The 21,176-nt window shown below is 62.4% G+C and carries 21 protein-coding genes and 1 tRNA gene; 9 read left to right on the top strand and 13 right to left on the bottom strand.

Annotated features, from left to right (window positions below; genetic code table 11):
- Positions 1 to 47: 47 nt before the first annotated feature.
- Positions 48 to 638, bottom strand: coding sequence for a DUF1134 domain-containing protein (locus tag IB265_RS23005; protein ID WP_057254714.1), 591 nt, complete (start codon positions 636 to 638; stop codon positions 48 to 50).
- A gap of 276 nt (positions 639 to 914) precedes the next feature.
- Between IB265_RS23005 and chpT the strand changes: the two genes are divergently transcribed.
- Positions 915 to 1,559, top strand: coding sequence for a histidine phosphotransferase ChpT (gene chpT, locus IB265_RS23000; protein ID WP_057254715.1), 645 nt, complete (start codon positions 915 to 917; stop codon positions 1,557 to 1,559).
- A gap of 259 nt (positions 1,560 to 1,818) precedes the next feature.
- On the top strand, positions 1,819 to 2,181 hold the full coding sequence (locus tag IB265_RS22995; RefSeq protein WP_057254716.1) for a PleD family two-component system response regulator: 363 nt from the start codon (positions 1,819 to 1,821) through the stop codon (positions 2,179 to 2,181).
- A gap of 275 nt (positions 2,182 to 2,456) precedes the next feature.
- Here IB265_RS22995 and ctrA read toward each other — a convergent pair whose 3' ends face one another.
- Positions 2,457 to 3,158 carry a response regulator transcription factor CtrA gene (gene ctrA / locus IB265_RS22990; protein WP_025424706.1) on the bottom strand — a complete coding sequence of 234 codons (702 nt, stop codon included), beginning with the start codon at positions 3,156 to 3,158 and terminating at the stop codon, positions 2,457 to 2,459.
- A gap of 441 nt (positions 3,159 to 3,599) precedes the next feature.
- On the opposite strand from ctrA, the gene IB265_RS22985 reads away from it, so the two are divergent.
- Positions 3,600 to 3,950, top strand: coding sequence for a flagellar export protein FliJ (locus IB265_RS22985; protein ID WP_057254717.1), 351 nt, complete (start codon positions 3,600 to 3,602; stop codon positions 3,948 to 3,950).
- Positions 3,951 to 4,251: 301 nt separating this feature from the next.
- Here the strand turns inward: IB265_RS22985 and IB265_RS22980 are convergent, their stop codons facing one another.
- On the bottom strand, positions 4,252 to 4,533 hold the full coding sequence (locus IB265_RS22980; RefSeq protein WP_057254718.1) for a GNAT family N-acetyltransferase: 282 nt from the start codon (positions 4,531 to 4,533) through the stop codon (positions 4,252 to 4,254).
- A 205-nt stretch (positions 4,534 to 4,738) separates the two neighbouring features.
- A complete protein-coding gene (locus IB265_RS22975) occupies positions 4,739 to 5,014 on the bottom strand; it encodes a DUF1153 domain-containing protein (protein ID WP_003527546.1) in 276 nt (91 codons plus the stop codon).
- Positions 5,015 to 5,494: 480 nt separating this feature from the next.
- On the opposite strand from IB265_RS22975, the gene IB265_RS22970 reads away from it, so the two are divergent.
- The 3 genes from IB265_RS22970 to IB265_RS22960 all read left to right on the top strand — a co-directional run bounded on the left by IB265_RS22970 (position 5,495) and on the right by IB265_RS22960 (position 8,005).
- Complete coding sequence (locus tag IB265_RS22970; RefSeq protein ID WP_057254719.1) at positions 5,495 to 6,244, top strand: LuxR family transcriptional regulator; 750 nt, start codon at positions 5,495 to 5,497, stop codon at positions 6,242 to 6,244.
- 319 nt (positions 6,245 to 6,563) lie between these two features.
- Entirely contained in the window at positions 6,564 to 7,793 is a 1,230-nt protein-coding gene (gene mnmA / locus IB265_RS22965) for a tRNA 2-thiouridine(34) synthase MnmA (protein WP_058321056.1), read from the top strand.
- Between the two features lie 135 nt (positions 7,794 to 7,928).
- Positions 7,929 to 8,005, top strand: a tRNA-Met gene (locus IB265_RS22960).
- Between the two features lie 210 nt (positions 8,006 to 8,215).
- Here the strand turns inward: IB265_RS22960 and IB265_RS22955 are convergent.
- Both IB265_RS22955 and IB265_RS22950 read right to left on the bottom strand, forming a co-directional pair.
- On the bottom strand, positions 8,216 to 8,581 hold the full coding sequence (locus tag IB265_RS22955; protein ID WP_057254721.1) for a hypothetical protein: 366 nt from the start codon (positions 8,579 to 8,581) through the stop codon (positions 8,216 to 8,218).
- 233 nt (positions 8,582 to 8,814) lie between these two features.
- The gene (locus IB265_RS22950) at positions 8,815 to 8,973 is read right to left on the bottom strand and encodes a hypothetical protein (RefSeq protein WP_156414732.1); all 159 of its coding nucleotides are present in this window, start codon (positions 8,971 to 8,973) and stop codon (positions 8,815 to 8,817) included.
- Positions 8,974 to 9,288: 315 nt separating this feature from the next.
- On the opposite strand from IB265_RS22950, the gene IB265_RS22945 reads away from it, so the two are divergent.
- Entirely contained in the window at positions 9,289 to 9,729 is a 441-nt protein-coding gene (locus tag IB265_RS22945; protein WP_057254722.1) for an acetyltransferase, read from the top strand.
- A 21-nt stretch (positions 9,730 to 9,750) separates the two neighbouring features.
- On the opposite strand, the gene IB265_RS22940 is transcribed toward IB265_RS22945, so the two are convergent.
- From IB265_RS22940 to hutF, 6 genes are all read right to left on the bottom strand, one after another.
- The gene (locus tag IB265_RS22940) at positions 9,751 to 10,332 is read right to left on the bottom strand and encodes a HutD family protein (protein ID WP_192495195.1); all 582 of its coding nucleotides are present in this window, start codon (positions 10,330 to 10,332) and stop codon (positions 9,751 to 9,753) included.
- Positions 10,329 to 11,810 (bottom strand): histidine ammonia-lyase, encoded by a 1,482-nt coding sequence (gene hutH, locus IB265_RS22935; protein ID WP_192495194.1) that lies wholly within the window; start codon positions 11,808 to 11,810, stop codon positions 10,329 to 10,331. Before hutH ends, IB265_RS22940 begins: the two co-directional genes overlap by 4 nt.
- Complete coding sequence (locus IB265_RS22930) at positions 11,803 to 12,630, bottom strand: glycine betaine/L-proline ABC transporter ATP-binding protein (protein WP_065375301.1); 828 nt, start codon at positions 12,628 to 12,630, stop codon at positions 11,803 to 11,805. The genes hutH and IB265_RS22930 overlap by 8 nt, the downstream gene beginning before the upstream one ends.
- Complete coding sequence (locus IB265_RS22925; RefSeq protein WP_192495193.1) at positions 12,623 to 13,480, bottom strand: proline/glycine betaine ABC transporter permease; 858 nt, start codon at positions 13,478 to 13,480, stop codon at positions 12,623 to 12,625. The genes IB265_RS22930 and IB265_RS22925 overlap by 8 nt, the downstream gene beginning before the upstream one ends.
- A 141-nt stretch (positions 13,481 to 13,621) precedes the next feature.
- The gene (locus tag IB265_RS22920; protein WP_192495192.1) at positions 13,622 to 14,656 is read right to left on the bottom strand and encodes an ABC transporter substrate-binding protein; all 1,035 of its coding nucleotides are present in this window, start codon (positions 14,654 to 14,656) and stop codon (positions 13,622 to 13,624) included.
- Between the two features lie 35 nt (positions 14,657 to 14,691).
- Entirely contained in the window at positions 14,692 to 16,068 is a 1,377-nt protein-coding gene (hutF, locus tag IB265_RS22915) for a formimidoylglutamate deiminase (protein ID WP_192495191.1), read from the bottom strand.
- 138 nt (positions 16,069 to 16,206) lie between these two features.
- On the opposite strand from hutF, the gene hutC reads away from it, so the two are divergent.
- Together hutC and IB265_RS22905 are read left to right on the top strand one after the other, a co-directional pair.
- The gene (hutC, locus tag IB265_RS22910) at positions 16,207 to 16,950 is read left to right on the top strand and encodes a histidine utilization repressor (RefSeq protein ID WP_057254729.1); all 744 of its coding nucleotides are present in this window, start codon (positions 16,207 to 16,209) and stop codon (positions 16,948 to 16,950) included.
- A gap of 115 nt (positions 16,951 to 17,065) precedes the next feature.
- Positions 17,066 to 19,990 carry an aminotransferase gene (locus IB265_RS22905; protein ID WP_057254730.1) on the top strand — a complete coding sequence of 975 codons (2,925 nt, stop codon included), beginning with the start codon at positions 17,066 to 17,068 and terminating at the stop codon, positions 19,988 to 19,990.
- Positions 19,991 to 20,108: 118 nt separating this feature from the next.
- Here the strand turns inward: IB265_RS22905 and IB265_RS22900 are convergent, their stop codons facing one another.
- Positions 20,109 to 21,119, bottom strand: coding sequence for an amino acid ABC transporter substrate-binding protein (locus tag IB265_RS22900; RefSeq protein WP_057254731.1), 1,011 nt, complete (start codon positions 21,117 to 21,119; stop codon positions 20,109 to 20,111).
- Positions 21,120 to 21,176: the final 57 nt, after the last annotated feature.

The raw sequence follows: 21,176 nt of genomic DNA, 5'->3' as shown, positions 1-21,176 counted from the left end.
ATTTTGCCCTTATATCGATGCCGATTTAAGGAATAATGCAGCTGACCTCAGAAGGGGTTCCAGGTGGGTGTTTGGGTCATCTTGAGGTAGCCGACATTGACGCCGAGCCGCGCGCCGATGCCGGTGCGGATCGGAACGACGACGATCTGTTCGTCGGTCAGCACCGTCATGCCGACGCCAGCGACGACGTAGGCCGAACCGGAGACGCCGCCGAAGCGCTTGTAGAGTGCCGGCACGCTCGGCAGATTGTAGACGAGCATCATGGCGCGGCTGCCCTGGCCGCCCCAGTCGATGCCGAGTGACGGACCCTGCCAGAAGACGCTGTGCTGGCCGGCGTTCTTGGTGTTGAGTTCGCCTTCGCCATAGGTGAGACCGGCGATGAATGCGCCGGAGCCTTCCTGGCCGAGAATGTAGCCGTTCGGCAGGCCGTAGCGCTCGAAGGCGCGTTCGACGACCTTCGCCAAGCCGCCCGAAGTTTCGCCGAAGAAACCGTGACCGGCATCGACGATTTCCTGCATCGTGTATTGGCTGTTGTTCGCAGACTGGGCATGCGCCGTCGTTTGGGCAGCAGCGACCAGGAACAGCGTGGCCAGGACAACACGGCAGGCCTGTGTGGCTGCCTTCATGATCTGATGCATCGTTTCCTCCGTCAGGCGCGAAAATTGCTCGCTTGCGGGTTTGCAGCGGCCGCCAGTCAGACCACTGTGCGACCAGTGAGGGGGCTGGACCATTTCCATGCAATTTGAACCGATGGTCTTAACAATCGGTTTACCAAATGTGGTGTCATTATGATCCACTGATGAACGGCTGCGCCGGGCAGCCCATGACTTGCGTCTTTTCGCGTGAGGCTTTACCGGCGTCACGATGGCGCGTGCCCCCAAGCGGCGGGCCGGCGGAACCAACAAGGATACACGATGGCAACGAATCCGAACCTGACACTGACGGGACCCGATCTGGCCGCGCTTCTGTGCAGCCGGGTTTGCCACGACATCATCTCGCCGGTCGGTGCCATCAACAACGGCCTGGAACTGCTGGATGAGGGCGGCGCCGACGCCGATGCGATGGACCTGATCCGGACGAGCGCGCTCAACGCCTCGGTCCGCCTGAAATTCGCCCGCCTCGCATTCGGCGCATCCGGCTCGGTCGGTGCCTCGATCGACACCGGTGAAGCGGAGAAGGCGGCCAAGGATTTCGCGGCTGCCGAAAAGAAGACCGAGGTCAACTGGCACGGCCCGCGCGCGATCATCGCCAAGAACCGGGTCAAGCTGCTCCTGAACCTCTTCCTCATCGCCTATGGGGCGATCCCGCGCGGCGGTTCGATCGACGTCACGCTGGAGAACCCGGAATTCGACGCCGTCTTCACCCTGGTCGCGAAGGGCCGCATGATGCGCGTACCGCCGAGGCTGACGGAATTGCTGTCCGGTACGCCGGAGGAAGCGGTCGACGCGCATTCGATCCAGCCTTACTACACTGTGCTGCTCGGCGAGGAAGCCGGCATGACGATCGAGGTTGCATCGACCGGTGAAGAGATCATCTTCACCACCCGCGTTGCAGCCTGAGGTTTCATTTCCCGCCTGCAATCATTCTATTCAAAGTCCTTAAAACGTGCGGTCCCGCGCTTCGGCGTGGGGCCGCACATGTGCGTCATGTTTCTTTCTGCTTGCGTCCATTTCTGGAAAACTTAATGTTTTCAGATGGTTGATGCGGCGAAGAAAGGCGCTATTAAGCAAACTCCGTAACGAATTCTTTCCCAAATTTGTATAGAGTTGTTTCAAGCCTGCGAGTACGCGTATAGGTAAGTTGCGAAGGGAGTTGGACATGCGGCGCTTGATGATTGCCGACGGCTCGGATGTCGTCCGGAAAGTTGGGAAACGTATCCTGTCCGGCATGGGCTTCATGGTTTACGAGGCATCGAACAGCCTCGAGGCGCTTGTCCGCTGCGAAGCTGAACTCCCGAACATCCTGGTCATCGACGCCGGGCTGGAAGGCGCGCTCGAACTCATCGGCAACATCCGGCGGCTCCCGAACGGCCCTTCGGTGCGGATCTATTACTGCGTCGTCGAGGCGGATCTGAAGAAGATGATGGCCGGCAAGCGGGCCGGCGCCGACGACTTCCTGCTGAAGCCTTTCGACCGCAAGATCCTGACCAGTGTTTTCGCAAGCCAGTCGATGGCGGCCTGAGCACTCACGCGCACATATTCCGGATGAGATGAAAGCCGTGGCCACTGCCGCGGCTTTTGCGTGTTTGCCGCCGGCCGTTGGTTCTTCATGCGCGCGAAGGGGGCTGCGCCTTTTGAGGGGGAGCGGCGTGAGGTATGCAAATTTAAGTGCTACAGCGACCTTTGCGCGCCTGATAAGACGCGCGGCGCTGTAGAAGCGACAAAACCCGCTCGTGGCGGGTTTTGTGAACACTCTGGGCCCGCATCATGCGGGGGGCATGCAGGCCCTTGCGGGTATCAGGCGGTTTCGGCGTACTCGGCGCCATCCGGCTCGCGCAGCACGTAGCCGCGGCCCCAGACGGTCTCGATGTAGTTGGCGCCGCCGGCAGCGTTTGCAAGCTTCTTGCGCAGCTTGCAGATGAAGACGTCGATGATCTTCAGTTCCGGTTCGTCCATGCCGCCATAAAGGTGGTTCAGGAACATTTCCTTGGTCAGCGTCGTGCCCTTGCGCAGCGAGAGCAGCTCGAGCATCTGGTATTCCTTGCCGGTCAGGTGGACGCGCTGTCCGCCGACTTCGACCGTCTTGGCATCCAGGTTGACGATCAGCTCGCCGGTGGAGATGACCGACTGGGCATGACCCTTGGAACGACGGACGATGGCGTGAATACGGGCGACCAGCTCATCCTTGTGGAAGGGCTTGGTCATGTAGTCGTCGGCGCCGAAGCCCAGGCCGCGGACCTTGTCTTCGATGCCGGCCATGCCCGAGAGAATCAGGATCGGGGTCTTCACCTTGGAAAGGCGCAGCGTTCTCAAGACTTCATAGCCGGACATATCCGGCAGGTTGAGGTCGAGAAGGATGATGTCATAGTCATAAAGTTTGCCGAGATCGACGCCTTCTTCACCGAGGTCGGTGGTGTAGACATTGAAACTCTCGGACTTGAGCATCAGCTCAATGCTCTGAGCCGTTGCACTATCGTCTTCGATTAATAGAACCCGCATATTCTTCCCCTTTTCCGCCGCCCAAGGTCGTCGTGGCACCCTTACGCGATACGGATCCAGTCGTTGCCTGATTTGGAGGCTGCCACCAAATGGTTAACAAATTCTGATTCCCTCTGGCAAGGTGTATCGAGTTTGTTAAATATTTTTACCAGTCTCCTGATTTCAAACGTGAATCCAGAACAGCTAATCTCATGTGAAACATGAGGAAATGCCGCTATCTGACTCTTCCGACTCGTTAATGCCAGGGCGGTCACATTTCGTGCCTCAGCATTTACGGAGCCTTAAATCATCACGCCTATGATTAACGATGCCCGTAAACGAAAGGTTACCAGCGGTAGGCTTTTGTTAATATCGCTGAAGATTTTTCGTTTCCGGTCCCGTTCGGGCCGGCTCGCGGGCAAATCAGTAACCGGGGTCTCGTTATCCACGGGAGTATTGCGTATGAAAGCACGTGAGAGCCTTGTCCGCCTGAAGGAATTTCAGGTCCGCGAGAAGCAGCGTCAACTGAACCAGCTTCAGATGATGATGGCTGAGTTCGAACGGATGACCAAGGATCTGGAAAATCAGATTATTTTCGAGGAAAAGAAGTCGGGCATCTCCGATCCCCAACACTTCGCCTATCCCACCTTCGCCAAGGCCGCACGTCAGAGAGCCGACAATCTTCAGGTTTCCATTCGCGAACTGAAGGCGCAGCAGGATGCTGCCGAGCTCGCGCTCGAAGAAGTGCAGGCTGAATACGCGAAGGCGGCGGCCCTCGAAGAGCGGGACACATCGACCCGCCTGCGGGCATAAGCTGCGGCTCTTGCGCCCCGATCGGGCGCAGCCGAACCGCAAGCCTTTGATCTAGCGGACGATTTGATCTCCAGGTCGATTCCGGTCTGGGAAATTCGTGCACTGGTCAGGCAGGTAGCCCGTTTCGGGGCAGATATTTCCAGCCTTGTCGGGGCATGCGTTTGGCATGACCCGATCCGGCACGATCGTGACAAGACGAAGAGACCCGCCCGATGCCTTGGCGTTCGGGCGGGTCTTCTCATTTTGAGATCAGCGTGAATCTGTTGAGATCAGGAGAGGCTTATCGGCCCGCAGCCGTGTCTCATGCCTGGATGACATCCTGCCATTCGGGGTGCCGCATCGTCTGCGCCTTCATGAAAGGGCAGAGCGGAATGATCTTCCAGCCGCCTTTGCGGGCTTCCTCGATCGCGTGTTTGGCGAGCGCCTGGCCGACGCCCTTGCCGCGCAAGGCATCCGGAACAAGGGTGTGATCGACGATGATCAATTGCGGCGACGTGCGCGAATAGGTCATTTCCCCGGTATGCCCCTCGACAACGGTCGAGTAGCGGCCGTGCGATCCAGTTTCCTCGTGTAAGATTTCCATGACAGCCTTCCTTGGCGAACCGGGTTTCCTTGTCCGAAAGCTAGCGCAGAAATCCGGAAATCGAAATCCACCAAACCCGTGCCGCCGGTACACAGACTGTTCCCGAAACAGCACCAATCCGCCTTTCACCGCGAGGCTGAAACGACGGCGGCGGCTCCGGGGAACCCGAAGCCGCCGCTCGACCTATGGCCCTGTAATGGGCGAACTAGTGGCGATACTGCTGGATGCGAGTGGTGCGCAGGCCGGCAAGACCATGATCGTTGATCGAGGACTGCCAGGACAGGAATTCTTCGACCGTGAGGGTATAGCGTTCGCACGCCTCCTCAAGGCTCAAAAGGCCACCGCGCACGGCGGCAACGACCTCTGCCTTGCGGCGTATCACCCAGCGCCGGGTATTCGCCGGCGGCAGATCCGCAATCGTCAGAGGGCTGCCATCGGGGCCGATGACATATTTTACACGTGGTCGCATCATTTCGGTCATGGGACTCTCTACACAAACTCAAGACCATATGACCGTGACCTTAGCCTGCCACATTTAACATTTGCCTAAGCAGGAAGTAACAATTTACTCATAATTTGAGACACTTCGGCGGGGCGCCATTTCGACCGCCCGCCCCACTCAATTCATGGGGCTGCGCGCCCTATGCTTGTGAATTGCTTTGAGAAGAGCCTGGATTATCCCGGAATTGTCATGGGAGCCATGCAATTACCACATTTCACTTTAACTAAAATTCTTGGTAACGAGGCGCCGAAATAAGGATGAGCGTCGTATGCGCGCTCCCGCAATCATTCTTGGTGCATCGTCATAGTTTTCACAACCGGACGCGTTTCTTGCGCGGACAGGCCGGTAGCGGCGGCTGTATTTGTTCGCCGGGGTGAACTTCATGCCTCAGGTGATCTGAGGCGTTTTTTGTATTCTCTCGACCGGGCGCGGTGGCGCCTGGGGATGTGGTGATCGCAGATGAAGGAATCGAATGAACCGGCCTTGCTGCGCGAGGCTGAAGCGGCGGATATTTTTTCGGACGTCGATACGGCTGCCGTCCGCACCGAATACGAACTTCTGCATCTCATGCGGCGACTGATCGCCCGCTATGGTTTTGGCCATTTCATGATCGCGCGCATGCCGCTCGCCGAACAGCAGCGCTTCTCCGAGCGGCTGGTGCTCAGCAACTGGCCGTCGGAGCTCGTCCGCCAATACGACGCCTGCGAAAGCTTCCAGTCGAGCACATTAGTCGAGCGGCTGCGGTTTACGAAGCTGCCGGTAACCGGCGGACCCGAGCTCCTCGATATCGCCGCAAAGCCGGTGGACGAGGCCATGGTGCACCGGCTGCTCGCTCACCCGGAGATGGCCCGCCATTTCGCCGTGCTCCTTCACACGAGCAATGGTGATCCCTTCATCGCCATGCTGTCCGGCCGCCGCGAGGCACCGGTCGGCGTCGAATGCGCGACACTCTATCTGACGCTGGTCCAGCTTTTCGAATGCCTCGAGCGTACCTTCGACACCGGCAATTCGGCGCGCGAGAAGCTCTCGAGCCGCGAGGTGGAATGCCTGCGCTGGGCGGCTGCGGGCAAAAGCAGCGACGAGATCGCCATCATCTTGGGCATCTCGACCTACACCGTCAGCAGCTACTTCAAGAGCGCGACCCGCAAGCTCGACGCCGTCAACCGCATGCAGGCGATCGCCCGCGCCATGCGGCTGAAGCTGATCTGAGCTGGCATGACGCGTCCCAATGGACGCGCGGCGCTGTCGGGTATGGCGGCCGGCCTTGCCGCCGGACGGACAAGTTTCTATATGTCGCGGAAATGAAAGTGCTGCGGCGACCTTTGCGCGTCTCATTGGACGCGCGGCGCCTACCGCATGTTTCCTTTAATCGTAGCCGATTAAAGGACAAAAACATGCGGCAACAAAGTGCTACAGCGACCCTTGCGCGTCTGATCAGACGCGCAAGGGTCGCTGTAGAAGCCGAGCATACCGTGAGCCGAGAGTTCCTCGGCCAAGCATCGCATGAAGCGTGAAACAGGGCCGGCGCATGGATTGCCGCCCGAAGGCCGGATTGGATCCCGTGAACAGTCTCGATTTTGACCGCAAGCCCGAAGATACGCGTGTCGTCGTCGCCATGTCCGGCGGCGTCGACAGTTCCGTCGTTGCTGGCCTGCTCAAACGCGAGGGCTACGACGTTCTCGGCATCACGCTGCAGCTTTACGATCACGGCGCTGCCGTGCACCGCGCCGGCTCTTGCTGCGCCGGCCAGGACATCGACGATGCCCGCCGCGTCTGCGAAACCCTCGGCATTCCGCACTATGTGCTCGACTACGAAGCGCGCTTCCGTGAAACGGTGATCAATCCGTTTGCCGAAAGCTATATCGCCGGCGAGACGCCGATCCCCTGCGTTGCCTGCAACCAGACGGTCAAGTTCGCCGACCTGCTTGCGACCGCCAAGGAGCTCGGCGCCGATGCGCTGGCGACCGGCCACTATATCCGCTCGCGCCCGAGCCCAAGCCCGCGCTATGCCGGCCAGCGGGCGCTTTACCGGCCGACCGATGCCGAGCGCGACCAGAGCTACTTCCTGTTTGCCACGACCCAGGAACAGATCGACTATCTGCGCTTTCCGCTCGGCGGCTATTCCAAGGCCGAAACGCGCAAGTTCGCCGAGGAGATGGGCCTCGTCGTCGCCCAGAAGGCCGACAGCCAGGACATCTGTTTCGTGCCGCAGGGCAAATACAGCGACATCGTCTCCAAGCTGAAGCCGAATGCAGCCCTTTCCGGCGAGATCGTTCATCTCGACGGCCGCGTGCTCGGCACGCACGAAGGTATCCTGCACTTCACCATCGGCCAGCGCCGCGGCATCGGCATCGCCACCGGCGAGCCGCTTTACGTGGTCTATCTCGACGCGCGCTCGCGCCGCGTCATCGTCGGCCCCAAGGAGGCGCTCGAAACCCGCCGCGTCTATCTGCGCGACGTCAACTGGCTGGGCGACGAGGACGTCGAAGTGGCGGCTGCGCGCGGCTTTGACTGTTTCGCCAAGGTGCGCTCCACCCGCCAGCCGGCGCCTGCCGTGCTGGCGATGGACGAGGAGGGCATCTATGTGGAGCTCGCCGAAGGCGAAGCCGGCATCGCGCCCGGCCAGGCCTGCGCGCTCTATTCCGGCGTCGGCGAGGATGCACGCGTCTATGGCGGCGGTTTCATTCGCAAATCGGAGCGCGAAGCGAGTGCCGAAGCGGCGTTGAAGGTGCTTCTTTCGGCGCCTGCGGCCGCCTGAAGCCCTTGATTTCCGGGCTGTTGTGAAAACTTCACATTTTCCCGGAGACTTGGCTTGACACTGCCCGGAAGCGGGCCGTATAAGCCGCCCGTCCAGTCAAGACGGCTTCTCCTTCGAAGCCCTGACGCGGTACCCGGCGGAGTAGCTCAGTAGGTTAGAGCAGAGGAATCATAATCCTTGTGTCGGGGGTTCGAATCCCTCCTCCGCTACCATTTCTCCAATTGTCCATACCTGAGACATAGGTAATCCCAGCGCGGAAAACGCACCCCCTGTGGCGGAGTTTTCGGGCTAGATTGGCGCGGCCGCCGCTTGCCGCCTTTTCTATTCTCCTTGTTGAAGCAAGGCCACGGCATTCGCCACGTGGTGCGATATACAGTGGTTTTCGTATGTAACGGAGCCCTGTCAGGGAGGGAACGCCGCCCTCAATGACGCGTTGGATTCAATGGCAACGTCAGTGCCGGCCCGCTTCTGACACCGAACTGCCTTCTGAATTGCCTCGACGCGCTGCCGTCGAAAAGCGACTGCGGCAGCGGTGAACCGATAGCCCATTTGTACTTCGCGTCCGAATCGTTGCTCAGCTTCTGGTGCATGATCGCGCTCAAGGGCAGGACATATTCCGGCTTGCGCAGGCCCTTCTCGGAGTTGCCCAGCCATGTCAGGACGACGAGGATTTCGCCGCCGAGTTCGAGTGCGTCCAATGCCAGCTGCTTCCCGCCGACGGATGCGCGGACCGCCTGTTCGTGCAGCTTGAAGGTGCTGAGCTTCAGCTCGTTTTGCGGATCTGCCATATTTGCCTCGGCCCCTTTGGGAACATTGATAGACGTCTGTTTCGAGCGTTCGATTCGCTCGATCGGCGTTGCCTATCATAATCTCTCCGGCCGTTCATGGGGCGGCTGATCGATGCAAAAAGGCGCCGCCATCATCGATGGTAGCGCCTACAGATCGTTTTGCTCGAAGGAGGTGCAGACGGAGGAAAGCCAGTTCGACACGCTGCCTGACTTTCGCGGCCGGAACGAGGGCCTTAGTAGTGGATCGACGAAGTGATGGTCGAGTAGTCAGGCAGGTTGATATCGGCGATTTCGGCCGCCCGATATTGGGACAGGGCGAAGTGCATGATGGCGATCACGGTGATCGAGAAGACCAGTACGGTGACGTTGACGCCGAAAGCGGTTTTGATCATGTCCGTGTCCTCCAAGCCCTGCGTTTGTTGACGTGTGTCGGTAGAAACCGTGACATAGAGACTATCGTGTGGCGTCAGCTGCGCTGTTCCCCGGGGAACATGAGATATGGTTACTGGAAACTTAATCGTCGTTGCCTGAAAAGCGCACCTGGCCGAACGGCTTGCGATCGGGGCGCCCTCAACTAGAGTGCGCGCGTCGTGCCGGATCGGATTCGGGACCGGACATCTTCACCATCTGGCGTCCTGTGCGCTGCTTTGGCCCGGGCCTGAGCGCGGCAATCCCATCGGCGCCTCGTTTTTCAAAGTGATTGTTGCATGACCATTTCCATTCGCCCCTCCCGTCCTGACGATTATCCGCGCACCTTCGAGATCTGGCGCGGCGCCGTGGTCGCCACGCACGACTTCCTGACGCCGGAGGACTTCGCTGCCATTGAGAGGATGGTTCGCGACCAGTATCTGCCGGCAGCCGAGTTCTGGATTGCGGCTGACGAAAACGATCAGGCGCTCGCCTTCATGGGCATGAGCGGGGCGCAGATCGACTCGCTCTTCGTTCACGCGGAGGCGCGCAGCAGTGGCGTCGGCCGGCGGCTCGTCGAGCATGCGATGACGCTGCATCCGGTGTTGACGGTAGACGTCAACGAGCAGAATGCCTCTGGGGCCGGGTTCTATCAGCGCCTGGGGTTCGAAGTGATTGGGCGTTCGCCGGTCGACGATGCCGGCCGGCCCTATCCCTTGCTGCATTTGCGCCGGGGTTGATTGGCGCAAGCCGGCGCCCGATCAGGCGGCCGGCTTGTCGATAGTGATCACGAACACAACGGCTGAGGTCGTCGGCTCGATCGTGACAGTGGCTGAGCCTTTGAGGATCGCCGTGTCGCCTGCTGCGAGGTCGGCTTGTCCCTCTGCCGCTGCCAAGCGCACGGCACCGCCATGGCAAAGGACGATGGTCGTGTCGGTTGTGCCGTCCACTGTCTGCGGATGGCCGATCGCCAGGCGCTGGACCGTATGCGTAAGCTTGCCGCGCCGGGTCATGACGTTGAGGTCGACGATCGGACCGTCCACGAGCGTTGCCGATGTTGCGACATCGGCCGGGAAAGGCAGTGGTGCCGTCTCGCCGGTCATCAAAGCGGGCTCGCGCCCTTCGATCGTCAGCCGCATGCCTTTGCCCTGAAGGATCGAAAGCGTGCGGTCGATGCCGGGGAAGCTGGAGAAGGGGCCGTCGCTGGCCACGGTCGCCATGCTTACGCGCCAGTCGAAATCGGCGAGCGAGGCGTTATCCGGGAAGACGGCGATCTCCACCGTCTCGCCGCCGCCGTTCTTCCACGGCATGCGCTTGTAGTTCTCCGCGCGCAGGATCTTCATGGCATCGTCTCTTCGATGATCGTGCGCATGCGCGCAAAATCGCCGTTCAGCGGCCGGTCGTCGGCATAGGTCGGGATCGCCGTGCGGATGCGGCGGTAGAGCCCGTCGGTGCGGGCGGCGCGGCCGCGCGGCTGGAGGTCATAGGCCTGGGATGCGGCCAGCAGTTCGATCGCGAGGATCGTCTCGAGGTTGTCGGCAATCGACAGCGCCTTCCAGGCGGCCGGCGTCGCATGGGTGAGGATGTCTTCCTGCAGCGCCGAGGTGATGCCGCCATCGAGGCTGGCGGGGGCGGCGAGGCGTCGGTTTTCGGCGGCAAGAGCGGCGGCCGTATACTGCGCGATCATGAAGCCCGAGGAGACGCCGCTGTCGCCGGCGAGGAACGCCGGCAGACGGCTCACCAGCGGATTGACGAGCCGGTCGATGCGGCGCTCGGAGATGGCGGCGACTTCGGCGACCGCGACCGCCAGGCTGTCCATGGCAAGGCCGAGGGCAGCACCAACCGCATGGGCCTGCGAATGCACTTCCGGCGCATCAGGCGTGCCTGAGACAGCCGGGTTGTCGGTGAGGCTTGCAAGCTCCCGGTCGACGACTTCGGCAACCTGCTTCAACACATCGCGGGCAGCGCCATGCACATGCGGCACGGCGCGAAGGCTCAAGGGGTCCTGCGTGCGGGTGCCGGCGGTTTCCGCAAGCATCGGGCTATCGGCAAGATAGGTGCGCAGCGACGCGCCGACCTCTTCGAGACCCTTGGAGCGGCGAAGCGCAAGCGGCACGGCGGCAAAGGCGTTGGCCTGGCTGCCGAGGTTTTCGTAGGTCATGGCGGCGGCCGCATCCGCCCAGTCGAACAGGCGGGCGGCACGGGAAAGCGCCAGCGCCGCGAGACCGGTGGCGCACGGGGTGCCGTTGACGAGGCTCAGGCCCTCCTTGGCTTCGAGCTTGAGGGGCTTGAGACCGATGCGGGCAAGCGCCTCGTCGCCGCCGACCTTGCCCTTGCCGTCGTCGACGGTTCCGTGGCCGATCAGGACGAGGCCGATTGCGGCCGCATGGGTGAGATAACCGACCGAACCGCGCGAGGGGATGTCGGGGATGAGGTTGGCGTTGAGCAGACCCAAAAGCGCCTCGACAGTTTCGATGCGCACGCCGGAATAGCCGTGGGCGAAGTTGGCGATCTGGGCGGCCATGACCGCGCGCGCTTCCGGGCGGGGAAGCGGGTCCCCGACGCCGCAGGCGTGGCTGAGGATGATGTTGCGCGACAGTGCCTGCTGGTTCTCGCGGTCGATGATGACATCGCAGAGTGCGCCGACGCCGGTGTTGATGCCGTAACCGCGGATACCGCGCTCGACCAGCGCATCGACAATGCGGCGCGCATTGACGATGCGCCGACGCGCGGCATCGGAAAGCGCGAGCGGTGCGCCATTGGCGACCGCCGCGATTACCTGCCACGTCAAAGGCGCGTCGAGGATTATGCTCTCAGTCATGGGCTTCCGGCCGTCCCTGTCGGCGTTGCACGAACCGGGCAACATAGTCATTGGCCGGCCGCTCGAGAATATCGTCCGGCGTGCCGACCTGCACTACCTGTCCGTCCTTGAGGATGGCGATTTCCGAACCGATGCGCAGCGCCTCGTCGAGATCGTGGGTGATGAAGACGATTGTCTTCGACAGGTTCTGCTGCAGTTGCAGCAGCTGGTCCTGCATGTCGGCGCGGATCAGCGGGTCGAGGGCCGAGAAGGCCTCGTCCATCAGGATCACGTCGGTATCGGCGGCGAGCGCACGGGCAAGACCAACGCGCTGTTTCATGCCGCCCGAAAGCTGGTGTGGGAATTTGGCGTCGTAGCCGGCAAGACCGACCGTCTCGATCCACTTCATGCCGATGTCGCGGGCCTCGGCCTTGGGCAGGCCGCGCACGCGCTGACCGTAGACGACGTTCTGCAGCACGGTGCGGTGCGGCATCAGCGCAAAACTCTGGAACACCATGCTGACGCGGTGCATGCGGAAGGTGCGCAGCGCCTTGGCGTCCAGCGTCAGGATATTGCTGCCGTCGAACATCACCTCGCCGCTGGTCGGTTCGATCAGCCGGTTGATGTGGCGCACCAGCGTCGACTTGCCGGAGCCCGAAAGCCCCATGATCACGAAGATCTTGCCGGCGCCGATCGTCAGGCTGACATTGTTGAGGCCGACGCTGCAGCCGGAGCGGGCGAGGATTTCGGACTTGTTGAGCCCTTCCTTGGCCATGGCGAGCGCGGCCTTGGAGTCCTGTCCGAAGATCTTGTAGACGTTGCGGATCTCGATATCAGCCATTGCGGGGATCCTCCGTCTGGCTCTTGCCGAAGCCTTGTGTGATGCGGTCGAGTACGATCGCGAGAATGACGATGCCGATGCCGGCTTCCAGGCCCTTGCCGACGTCGAGCGTCTGGATGCCGTTCAGCACCTGCTCGCCGAGGCCGCGGGCGCCGATCATCGAGGCGACGACCACCATCGACAGCGCCATCATGATCGTCTGGTTGAGGCCGGCCATGATCGTCGGCGTGGCGAGCGGCAGCTCGACGCCGAAGAGGATCTGGTTGGGGCTGCCGCCAAAGGCGGTCGCCGCTTCCACCACTTCGTGGTCAACCTGGCGGATGCCGAGATCGGTAAGGCGAATGAGCGGCGGCACGGCGTAGATGATGGTGGCGAGGATCGCTGGAACCTTGCCGAGGCCGAAGAGCATCAGCGCCGGGATCAGGTAGACGAAGCTCGGCATCGTCTGCATGACGTCGAGCACCGGCAGGGTGATGTTGCGCACCACCCGGCTCTTGGCGACGAGAATGCCCATGGGCACGCCGATGACGACCGAGACGATCGTCGCCATCAGCATCAGCGCCAGCGTCTGCATCGTCAGGTCCCAGAGGCCGAGCACACCGACGAAGAACAGAAGGACGCCGACGACGATCGTCAGGCCCCAGCGCTTGGAGCTCTGCCAGGCGAGCGCCATGAAAATGAGGATGACGACCCACCACGGCAGGCCGCGCAGGATCCATTCAATGAACAGAACGGCTTTCAGAATGACGGCGCTGATCGCCTTGAAGACCCAGCCATAGCCGCTGACCAGCGCCTGGATGAAATCATTCACGGGTCCGCGAATGGAGAGATTGAGAGAATCCGGAAACATCGGACGCGTTCCTTGCTCGGGCTGCCAGCGGACACGGTGAGCCGCCGACGGCGCTTGCCTCGGGTATTGTGGCCAACCGCCAGCTCAGGCTTACGCGCGCATTGGATGCAGCGACTAGCCCGAGCCGGCGATGGGTTACGATTACTTCAGGCTGGCTTCGATCTTGCCGCGGGCTTCGTCCGAAACCCACTTGCCCCAGATGTCGGCCTTGGTCTTCAGGAATTCGGCGGCGGCTGCCGTCGCGTCGACCTTGTTGTCGGCCATGTAGGCGAGGCTGCCGTTGACGGCTTCGAGCGGGAAGGTCGCCTTTTCGAGGATCGCGACGATCTCCGGCGCTTCCTGAGCAAACGTGCTGTTGACACCATAGGAGACGTCGACCGACGGGAAGGCGCAGCCCTCATCGCGCTTGCCGGTGGCGCTCGAAAGCTCCTTCCAGCACGCTTCGTTATAGGCCGGCTCTTCGAGCTGGACGAGCTTGAACTTGCCCATGATCGCGGTCGGCGACCAGTAGTAGAAGAGGATCGGCTCGCCCTGGAGATAGGCGGATGTGATGGCGGAATCGAGCGCGGTGCCGGTGCCCGGGCGGAAGTTCACATAGGTTTCGCCGAGCTTGTAGGCTTCGAGCTTGGCCGAGCTCACGCCTTCGCAGGTCCAGCCCGACGGGCAATTGAGGAAGCGGCCCTTGGTGGGTTCTTCCGGATCGGCGAAGAGTTCGACGATCTTGGCATCGGAAAGCTGCGAGACGCTCTTCAGGTCCGGAGCTTTCGCCTCGATGTTGCGGGAGGCGTCGCCCTTGATCACGTATTCGGGCACGAACCAGCCTTCGCTGGCGCCGACGAAGGTCTTGCCGACGGCGACGACCTTCTTTTCCTCGACGGCCTTGTTCCAGATGTCTGAGCGGCCGAGCCATTCCTCGGCGAAGATCTGGACGTCGTTGTTGGCGGTTGCCTGTTCCAGCGTCACCGAGTTGCCGGGGATCGAATCCACCTGGCAATCGTAACCTTTGGAAAGGATGGTCTTCATCACTTCGGTGATGAAGGCGCCGCTCTCCCAATCGATGCCGGCGAAGGTGACGGTCTTGCCGTCGCCGCAATAGGAGGCGCTGGCGCTGCCGGTGGAGGCGGCAAGCATCAGGCCGGTGGCGGCAAGCGTGAGTCTCAGTTTGTTGATCGACATTAAGCTGTTCCCTGTTTTGATTTTGGCTTCTGGTACTATTTCAGTTTCATCAGCACCCGCGCGAAAGCGCGGTCGATATCGTCCTCCCGGTCGTGGCGTCCGTTCCGGATCTTCCACTCGCCCGCGACCATGACGTCGCGGACGCTCTCGCCGCCGAGCGCAAAGAGCCAGCGGTCGAGGATCTGGTTGTCGCTGGCGGCAGCGATGTAGGGATTGTCGCCGTCGAGCACGACGAAATCGGCGCGTGCGCCGACAGCGATGCCCGCCGTCTTCTGGCCGGCCGCCTGGGCGCCGCCCTCGTGGGCAGCGTCGAAGATGGTCCGGCCGATCGAGGCGCCGGGGCCGGAGGCCAGCCGGTTGCGGCGGCGGTCGCGCAGGCGCTGGCCGTATTCGAGCAGGCGCAGTTCCTCGGCGACGCTGGTCGCCACATGGCTATCGGTGCCAACGCCGAAGATGCCGCCTTCGGCCATGAAGTCGACCGCCGGGAAGATGCCGTCGCCGAGATTGGCTTCGGTCGCGGGGCAGAGACCGGCAACTGCGCCGGAGCGGGCCAGACGCTGCCGTTCGGTTTCCGTCAGATGCGTCGCGTGGATCGCGCACCAGCGCTCGTCGACAGGCATTTCATCGAGCAGCCATTCGACAGGGCGACGGCCGCTCCAGGCGAGGCTGTCGTCGACTTCCTTGGTCTGCTCGGCAACATGGATATGGATCGGCCCTCTTACGGGCGCCGCGTCGAGGATCGTGCGCATTTCTTCAGGCGTGGCGGCGCGCAGCGAATGAATGGCGTAGCCGAGCGTGTTGCCGGCCTCGCGGCAGAGCGGCTCGAGGCGCTGCAGAAGCGAAAGGAAGCGCTCGGGATCATGCAGGAACGGCCGCTGGCCGGGATTGGGGTCGACGCCGCCGAAATTGGCGTGAGCGTAAAAGACCGGCAGATGGGTGAGGCCGATGCCGGTCGTGCGGGCCGCGGCGAGAATACGCAGCGACATCTCGGCCGGATCGGCGTAGGCGCTGCCATCAGCCTGATGGTGCAGGTAGTGGAACTCGGCGACGTGGCCGAAACCGCCCTTCAGCATCTCCATGTAGAGCTTGGCGGCGATCGCCTCGACATCGTCGGGGTTTACCAGCCCGACGGTGCGGTACATTTCCTCACGCCAGGTCCAGAAGCTGTCATCGCCGCTGCCGGCCACTTCGGCAAGGCCGGCCATCGCGCGCTGGAAGGCGTGGGAATGCAGGTTGGCGACGGCGGGAACCAGCGGACCAGCGACGCGTTCGTCGCCATCGGCGATCGACTGATCGATCTCGATGGAGACGATCCCGCCTGATGCGTCAAGCGCAATGGCGACATTCTGCGCCCAGCCTGTCGGCAGAAGCGCATGGTCGGCGAAGAGCCGGTTGACGGGAAAAGTTGCCATGGTGCGATTTTCCTGTACGTAGTTGTATATGGAACTATAGATATTTTACGGTGGCGCGCAAGCGCGAAATGAACGAAAAGAATCATTGTCGAATACGCATGATTTGTTCGGCATCCTGGAAAGGCGGGGTTTGAGTTGATGACAGCGCTTGGAAGAAGGAACGAAATGACCGCATTCGAAGACGGACCGGTGCCGCGCTACGAGGCGGTCAAGCAGTTCATCCGCAGCCGCATCGAGAGCGGCGAGTGGCCGGCTCACCATCGCATTCCCTCGGAAAACGAGATCGTCGCCGATCTCCGCGTCAGCCGCATGACCGCCAACCGGGCGCTTCGAGAGTTGGCAAGCGAGGGCGCGATCACCCGTGTTCAGGGCGTAGGGTCGTTCGTTGCGGCTCACAAGGGCAGTACCGCGCTGCTTGAAGTGCGCAATATCGCCGACGAAATCCGCGAGCGCGGCCACGCGCACACCTCGCGCATGACGCTGATGCAGGAAGAGGTCGCGCCGTCGGACATTGGCTATGCGCTCGGGCTCGTGACCGGTGCGCGCGTCTTCCATTCGATCATGGTGCATTCGGAAAACGGGCTGCCGATCCAGATCGAAGATCGTTTCGTCAATCCGGCGATCTGCCCACGTTATATGGAGCAGGATTTCCAGACGATGACGCCGAACGCCTATCTGACTGCGGTCGCGCCCATCACGCGCACCGAACAGATCGTCGAGGCGGTGTCGCCGCAGCCGTGGGAATGCAAGCTGCTCGGCATCGACCGCAACGAACCATGCCTGATGATCCGGCGCCGTACCTGGTCGGAGACAGCCAATGTGACGACGGCGCGCCTGCTTTATCCCGGCACGCGCTATCGCCTTGAGGGCATGTCGCAGTAGATCGGGATTGGGGCTTCCGCAGAAAACCGCACATCTTTTCCTCATCCCGCTCTAATCTCGACAATATTCCGGTCGATTCGGAGGATCGACCGCCGAGTGGGAGGATGACGAGACCATGGTTGAGGACGCGCTGAAGCTTCGCACCGAGTTGCCCAGGCCCGATGTCAGTGCCGAGGAGGCGCAGGCGTTGCTGGCGGAGCACTACGGTCTCTCAGGCACGATCAGCGAACTCGGCAGCCAGCAGGACCGCAACTATCGCATCGATACCGGCGAGCGACGCTATGTGCTGAAGATCTGCCGCGCGGAATATGGGGCGCTCGAACTGGAGGCCCAGAATGCGGCCTTGCGGCATCTTTCCGAGCGTCTGACTTTGGCGCGTGTTGCGGAAGTGGTGCCCTCGCTCAAGGGCGAGGCGATCGAGAGCGTTGCCGTCCGCGACCAGGACTACCGGATTCGCCTGCTGAATTTTCTCGATGGCGAGCCGCTGACCCGGCGCAAGCATCTCTCGCGTGAAGCCGTTTCCGCGCTCGGCGCGCTGGCCGGGCGGCTGGCCGCGGCGCTGCAGGACTTCGAACATCCCGGGCTTGAACGGGAACTGCAATGGGACCTGCGCCGCGCCGGTCCCGTCGTGCTTCATCTTCTCGCCGACATGCCGGACCAGCAGCGCAAGAAGCGGATCGCCGAGATCATGGTCGGAGCCATGCGGCGTCTGCAGCCCATCACGGCGGAACTGCGCATCCAGGCGATCCATCATGATGTCACAGACGACAATGTGGTGAGCCAGCCCGATGCATCCGGCCGGCCGATCCCTGACGGAGTCATCGATTTCGGCGATATCCTCAAGGGGTGGCTGGTCGCCGAGCTTGCCGTGACCTGCGCCTCTTTGCTGCATCATGCTGACGGCGACCCCTGGTTCATCCTGCCGGCGGTCATGGCGTTTCACGCCGCGTGCCCGCTGACCGAGGTGGAGCTGAAGGCGCTCTGGCCGCTGATCGTCGCCCGCGCCGCCGTGCTGGTCGCAAGCTCAGAGCACCAGCTTTCGCGCGAACCTGACAACACTTACGTCGAGGGCAATGCCGCGCATGAGCGGGAGATCTTCGACGTGGCGACTTCGGTCCCTTCGGCGCTGATGGAGCACGCCATCCTGGCGGCGGCGGGGCTTGCGCCGGCATCGCAGCCGGTGACCGGGGAGAGCCTGATCCAGGGGCTCGGGCCGACCGACGTGCGCCAGATCGACCTGTCGATCCTGAGCCCGCTGTTGCCGGAGGAGCGCTGGCAGCACCAGGGGCTGCCGATTTCGCTGTTGCAGCACGCGGCGCACGCGATCGGTGTCGCGACCACGCGCTACGGCGAGTACCGGATGACCGAGACGCAACTGCGTTCGCCGAAGCCCGACGCGACGCTGGCGCTGCATGTCGACATCTGCCTGGAAGCGGGCCGCGAGATCGTTGCCCCGTTTGCGGGGCGCGTCATCCGGCAGGACGGGCTGCTGGTTCTGGAGGGAGCCGAGGGGAGTCTTTTCCTTGAAGGGGTGGAAGTCAGCGGCGATCTTGAGGAGACGGCCGCCGCCGGCGCGGTGCTGGGCGTCGTCTCCGGCGAACAGCAGTCCTATGGCCTGATCCGCGTCCAGCTTTGCCGCGAGCATGGCCTCGTTCCGCCGCTCTTTGCCATGCCGCATCAGGCAGAGGCCTGGAAGCATCTGTGCCCGTCACCGGCCGGCGTCCTCGGCTTCGAATGCGATGCGCCGGAACTGCACAGCGAAGCGTTGCTAAGCCGACGACAGCAGCACTTCGCCAAGCCGCAGAAGAACTACTACAAGCACCCGCCGCAGATCGAGCGCGGCTGGAAGGAATATCTGTTCGATGTCGAGGGCCGCAGCTATCTCGACATGGTCAACAACGTGACCATCCTCGGCCACGGGCACCCCCGACTGGCGTCCGCCGTCGGGCGGCAATGGTCGCTGCTCAACACCAATTCGCGCTTCCACTATGCCTCCGTCGCCGAGTTCTCGACGCGGCTGGCGGCGCTTGCGCCTGACGGGCTCGACACGGTGTTCCTGGTCAATAGCGGCTCGGAGGCGAACGACCTGGCGCTCAGGCTCGCCTGGGCCTATTCCGGTGCGCGTAATGTCGTGACCCTGCTCGAAGCCTATCATGGCTGGACCGTCGCCAGTGACGCGATCTCCACCTCGATCGCCGACAATCCGCAGGCGCTGGAGACCCGCCCTGGCTGGGTGCATCCGGTGCCGGCGCCCAACACCTATCGCGGCGAGTTCCGTGGCGCCGATACGGCGGACAGCTATGTCCGCTCCGTCGTCAAGAAGCTTACCGAACTGGACGCCGCGGACGAGAAGCTTGCCGGATTCATTTGCGAACCAGTCTACGGCAATGCCGGCGGCATTCCCCTGCCGAAGGGCTATCTCGACGCAGTCTATGCCATGGTGCGGTCGCGCGGCGGTGTCTGCATCGCCGACGAGGTGCAGGTCGGTTATGGCCGTCTCGGCGACTATTTCTGGGGCTTCGAAGAGCAGGGTGTCGTGCCTGACATCATCACCGTCGCCAAGGGTATGGGCAACGGCCACCCGCTCGGCGCCGTCATCACGCGGCGCGAGATTGCCGACGCGCTGGAGAAGGAAGGGTATTTCTTCTCATCCGCCGGCGGCAGTCCCGTCAGCTCGGTCGTCGGCCAGACCGTGCTCGATATCCTGACGGAAGAACGATTGCCGGAGAATGCGCGTGTCGTCGGCGGTTATCTGAAGGCGCGGCTCGAAGCGCTGGGTGAACGCTTTCCGCTGATCGGCGCGGTGCACGGCATGGGGCTCTATCTCGGCGTCGAATTCGTGCGCGACCGGGAGAGCCTGTTGCCGGCGACGGAGGAGACGGTGGCGATCTGCGACCGCCTGCTCGATCTCGGCGTCATCATGCAGCCGACGGGCGATCACCTGAACGTGCTGAAGATCAAGCCGCCGCTCTGCCTGAGCCGGGAGAGCGCCGACTTTTTCGCTGACATGCTGGCGCGGGTGCTGGAGGAAGGCTGGTAGGCTGGCTGGCACCTTCTCAAAACGAAAACGCCGCGGGGAGGGCCGCGGCGTTTTCGTTGGCGCTTTTCCTTGGTCGAGCAATTCCGAACGGAGACCTTTGCCGGAATTGCTGGGGGGATCAGCGTGCCGGCGGGGCGTACATCAGGCCGCCCTGGCTCCAGAGTTTGTTGAGGCCGCGCTCGATCTTCAGCGGGCTGTCCTTGCCGAGGTGGCGCTCGAAGACCTCGCCATAGTTGCCGACGGCGGAGACCGCCTGATAGGCCCACTTCGGATCAAGGCCGAGCGACTTGCCGGCTTCGTTTTCGATGCCGAGGAAACGCTTCTGGCCGGTCGTGCCGCTTTCGAGAAGCTTGGCGGCATTGTCCTTGGTGATGCCGAGTTCTTCGGCCTCGGTCAGCGCAAACAGTGTCCAGCGCACGATCTTGAACCACTGATCGTCGCCCTGGCGGACGGCCGGGCCGAGCGGCTCCTTGGAGATCACTTCTGGCAGCACGACGAAACGATCCGGATCGTTGAGCGTCAGGCGCTGGGCGTAGAGCGCCGAGGCATCGGTCGAATAGACGTCGCAGCGTGCGGTGTTGAACGCCTGGATCGTCTGGTCGGCCTTTTCGAAGGCGACCACCTGGTACTGGATGTTGTTGGCGCCGAAATAGTCGGCCATGTTCTGCTCGGTCGTGGTGCCGGTCTCGGTGCAGACGGAGGCGCCCGAGAGTTCCTTGACGCTCTTCACGCCGAGATCGTTGCGCACCATGAAGGCCTGGCCGTCATAGTAGTTGACGCCGACGAAGCTCATGCCGAGATCGGTGTCACGCGACAGGGTCCAGGTGGTTTGGCGCGAGAGGAGATCGGCCTCGCCCGACTGCAGGGCGGTGAAGCGCTCCTTGGTCGAGAGCGGTACGTATTTCACCTTGTCGGGATTGCCGAGGGCAACGGCTGCGACTGCGCGGCAGAAATCGATGTCGAAGCCGGTCCATTCACCCTTGTCGTTGGGGGCGGAAAAGCCGAGCACGCCCTGGCTGACGCCGCAGCGAAGTTCGCCGCGCTCCTTGATAACATCGAGCATGCCGGCGTTGGCGGCGGTGCCGGCGAGAAACGCCGCGCTCGCCAGTGCTAGAACTTCAAGTTTCATTGTCCTGTTCTCCTCTTTTTCATGTTTTTAGGGCATGCGTCTTCGCCGCCGGGATGC

Origin of the sequence: Ensifer sp. ENS10 (genome assembly GCF_014852025.1) — a bacterium.
Taxonomy (GTDB): domain Bacteria; phylum Pseudomonadota; class Alphaproteobacteria; order Rhizobiales; family Rhizobiaceae; genus Ensifer.
Note: the sequence above shows the minus strand (reverse complement) of the source record. Positions and strands in the feature narration are given on the sequence as shown.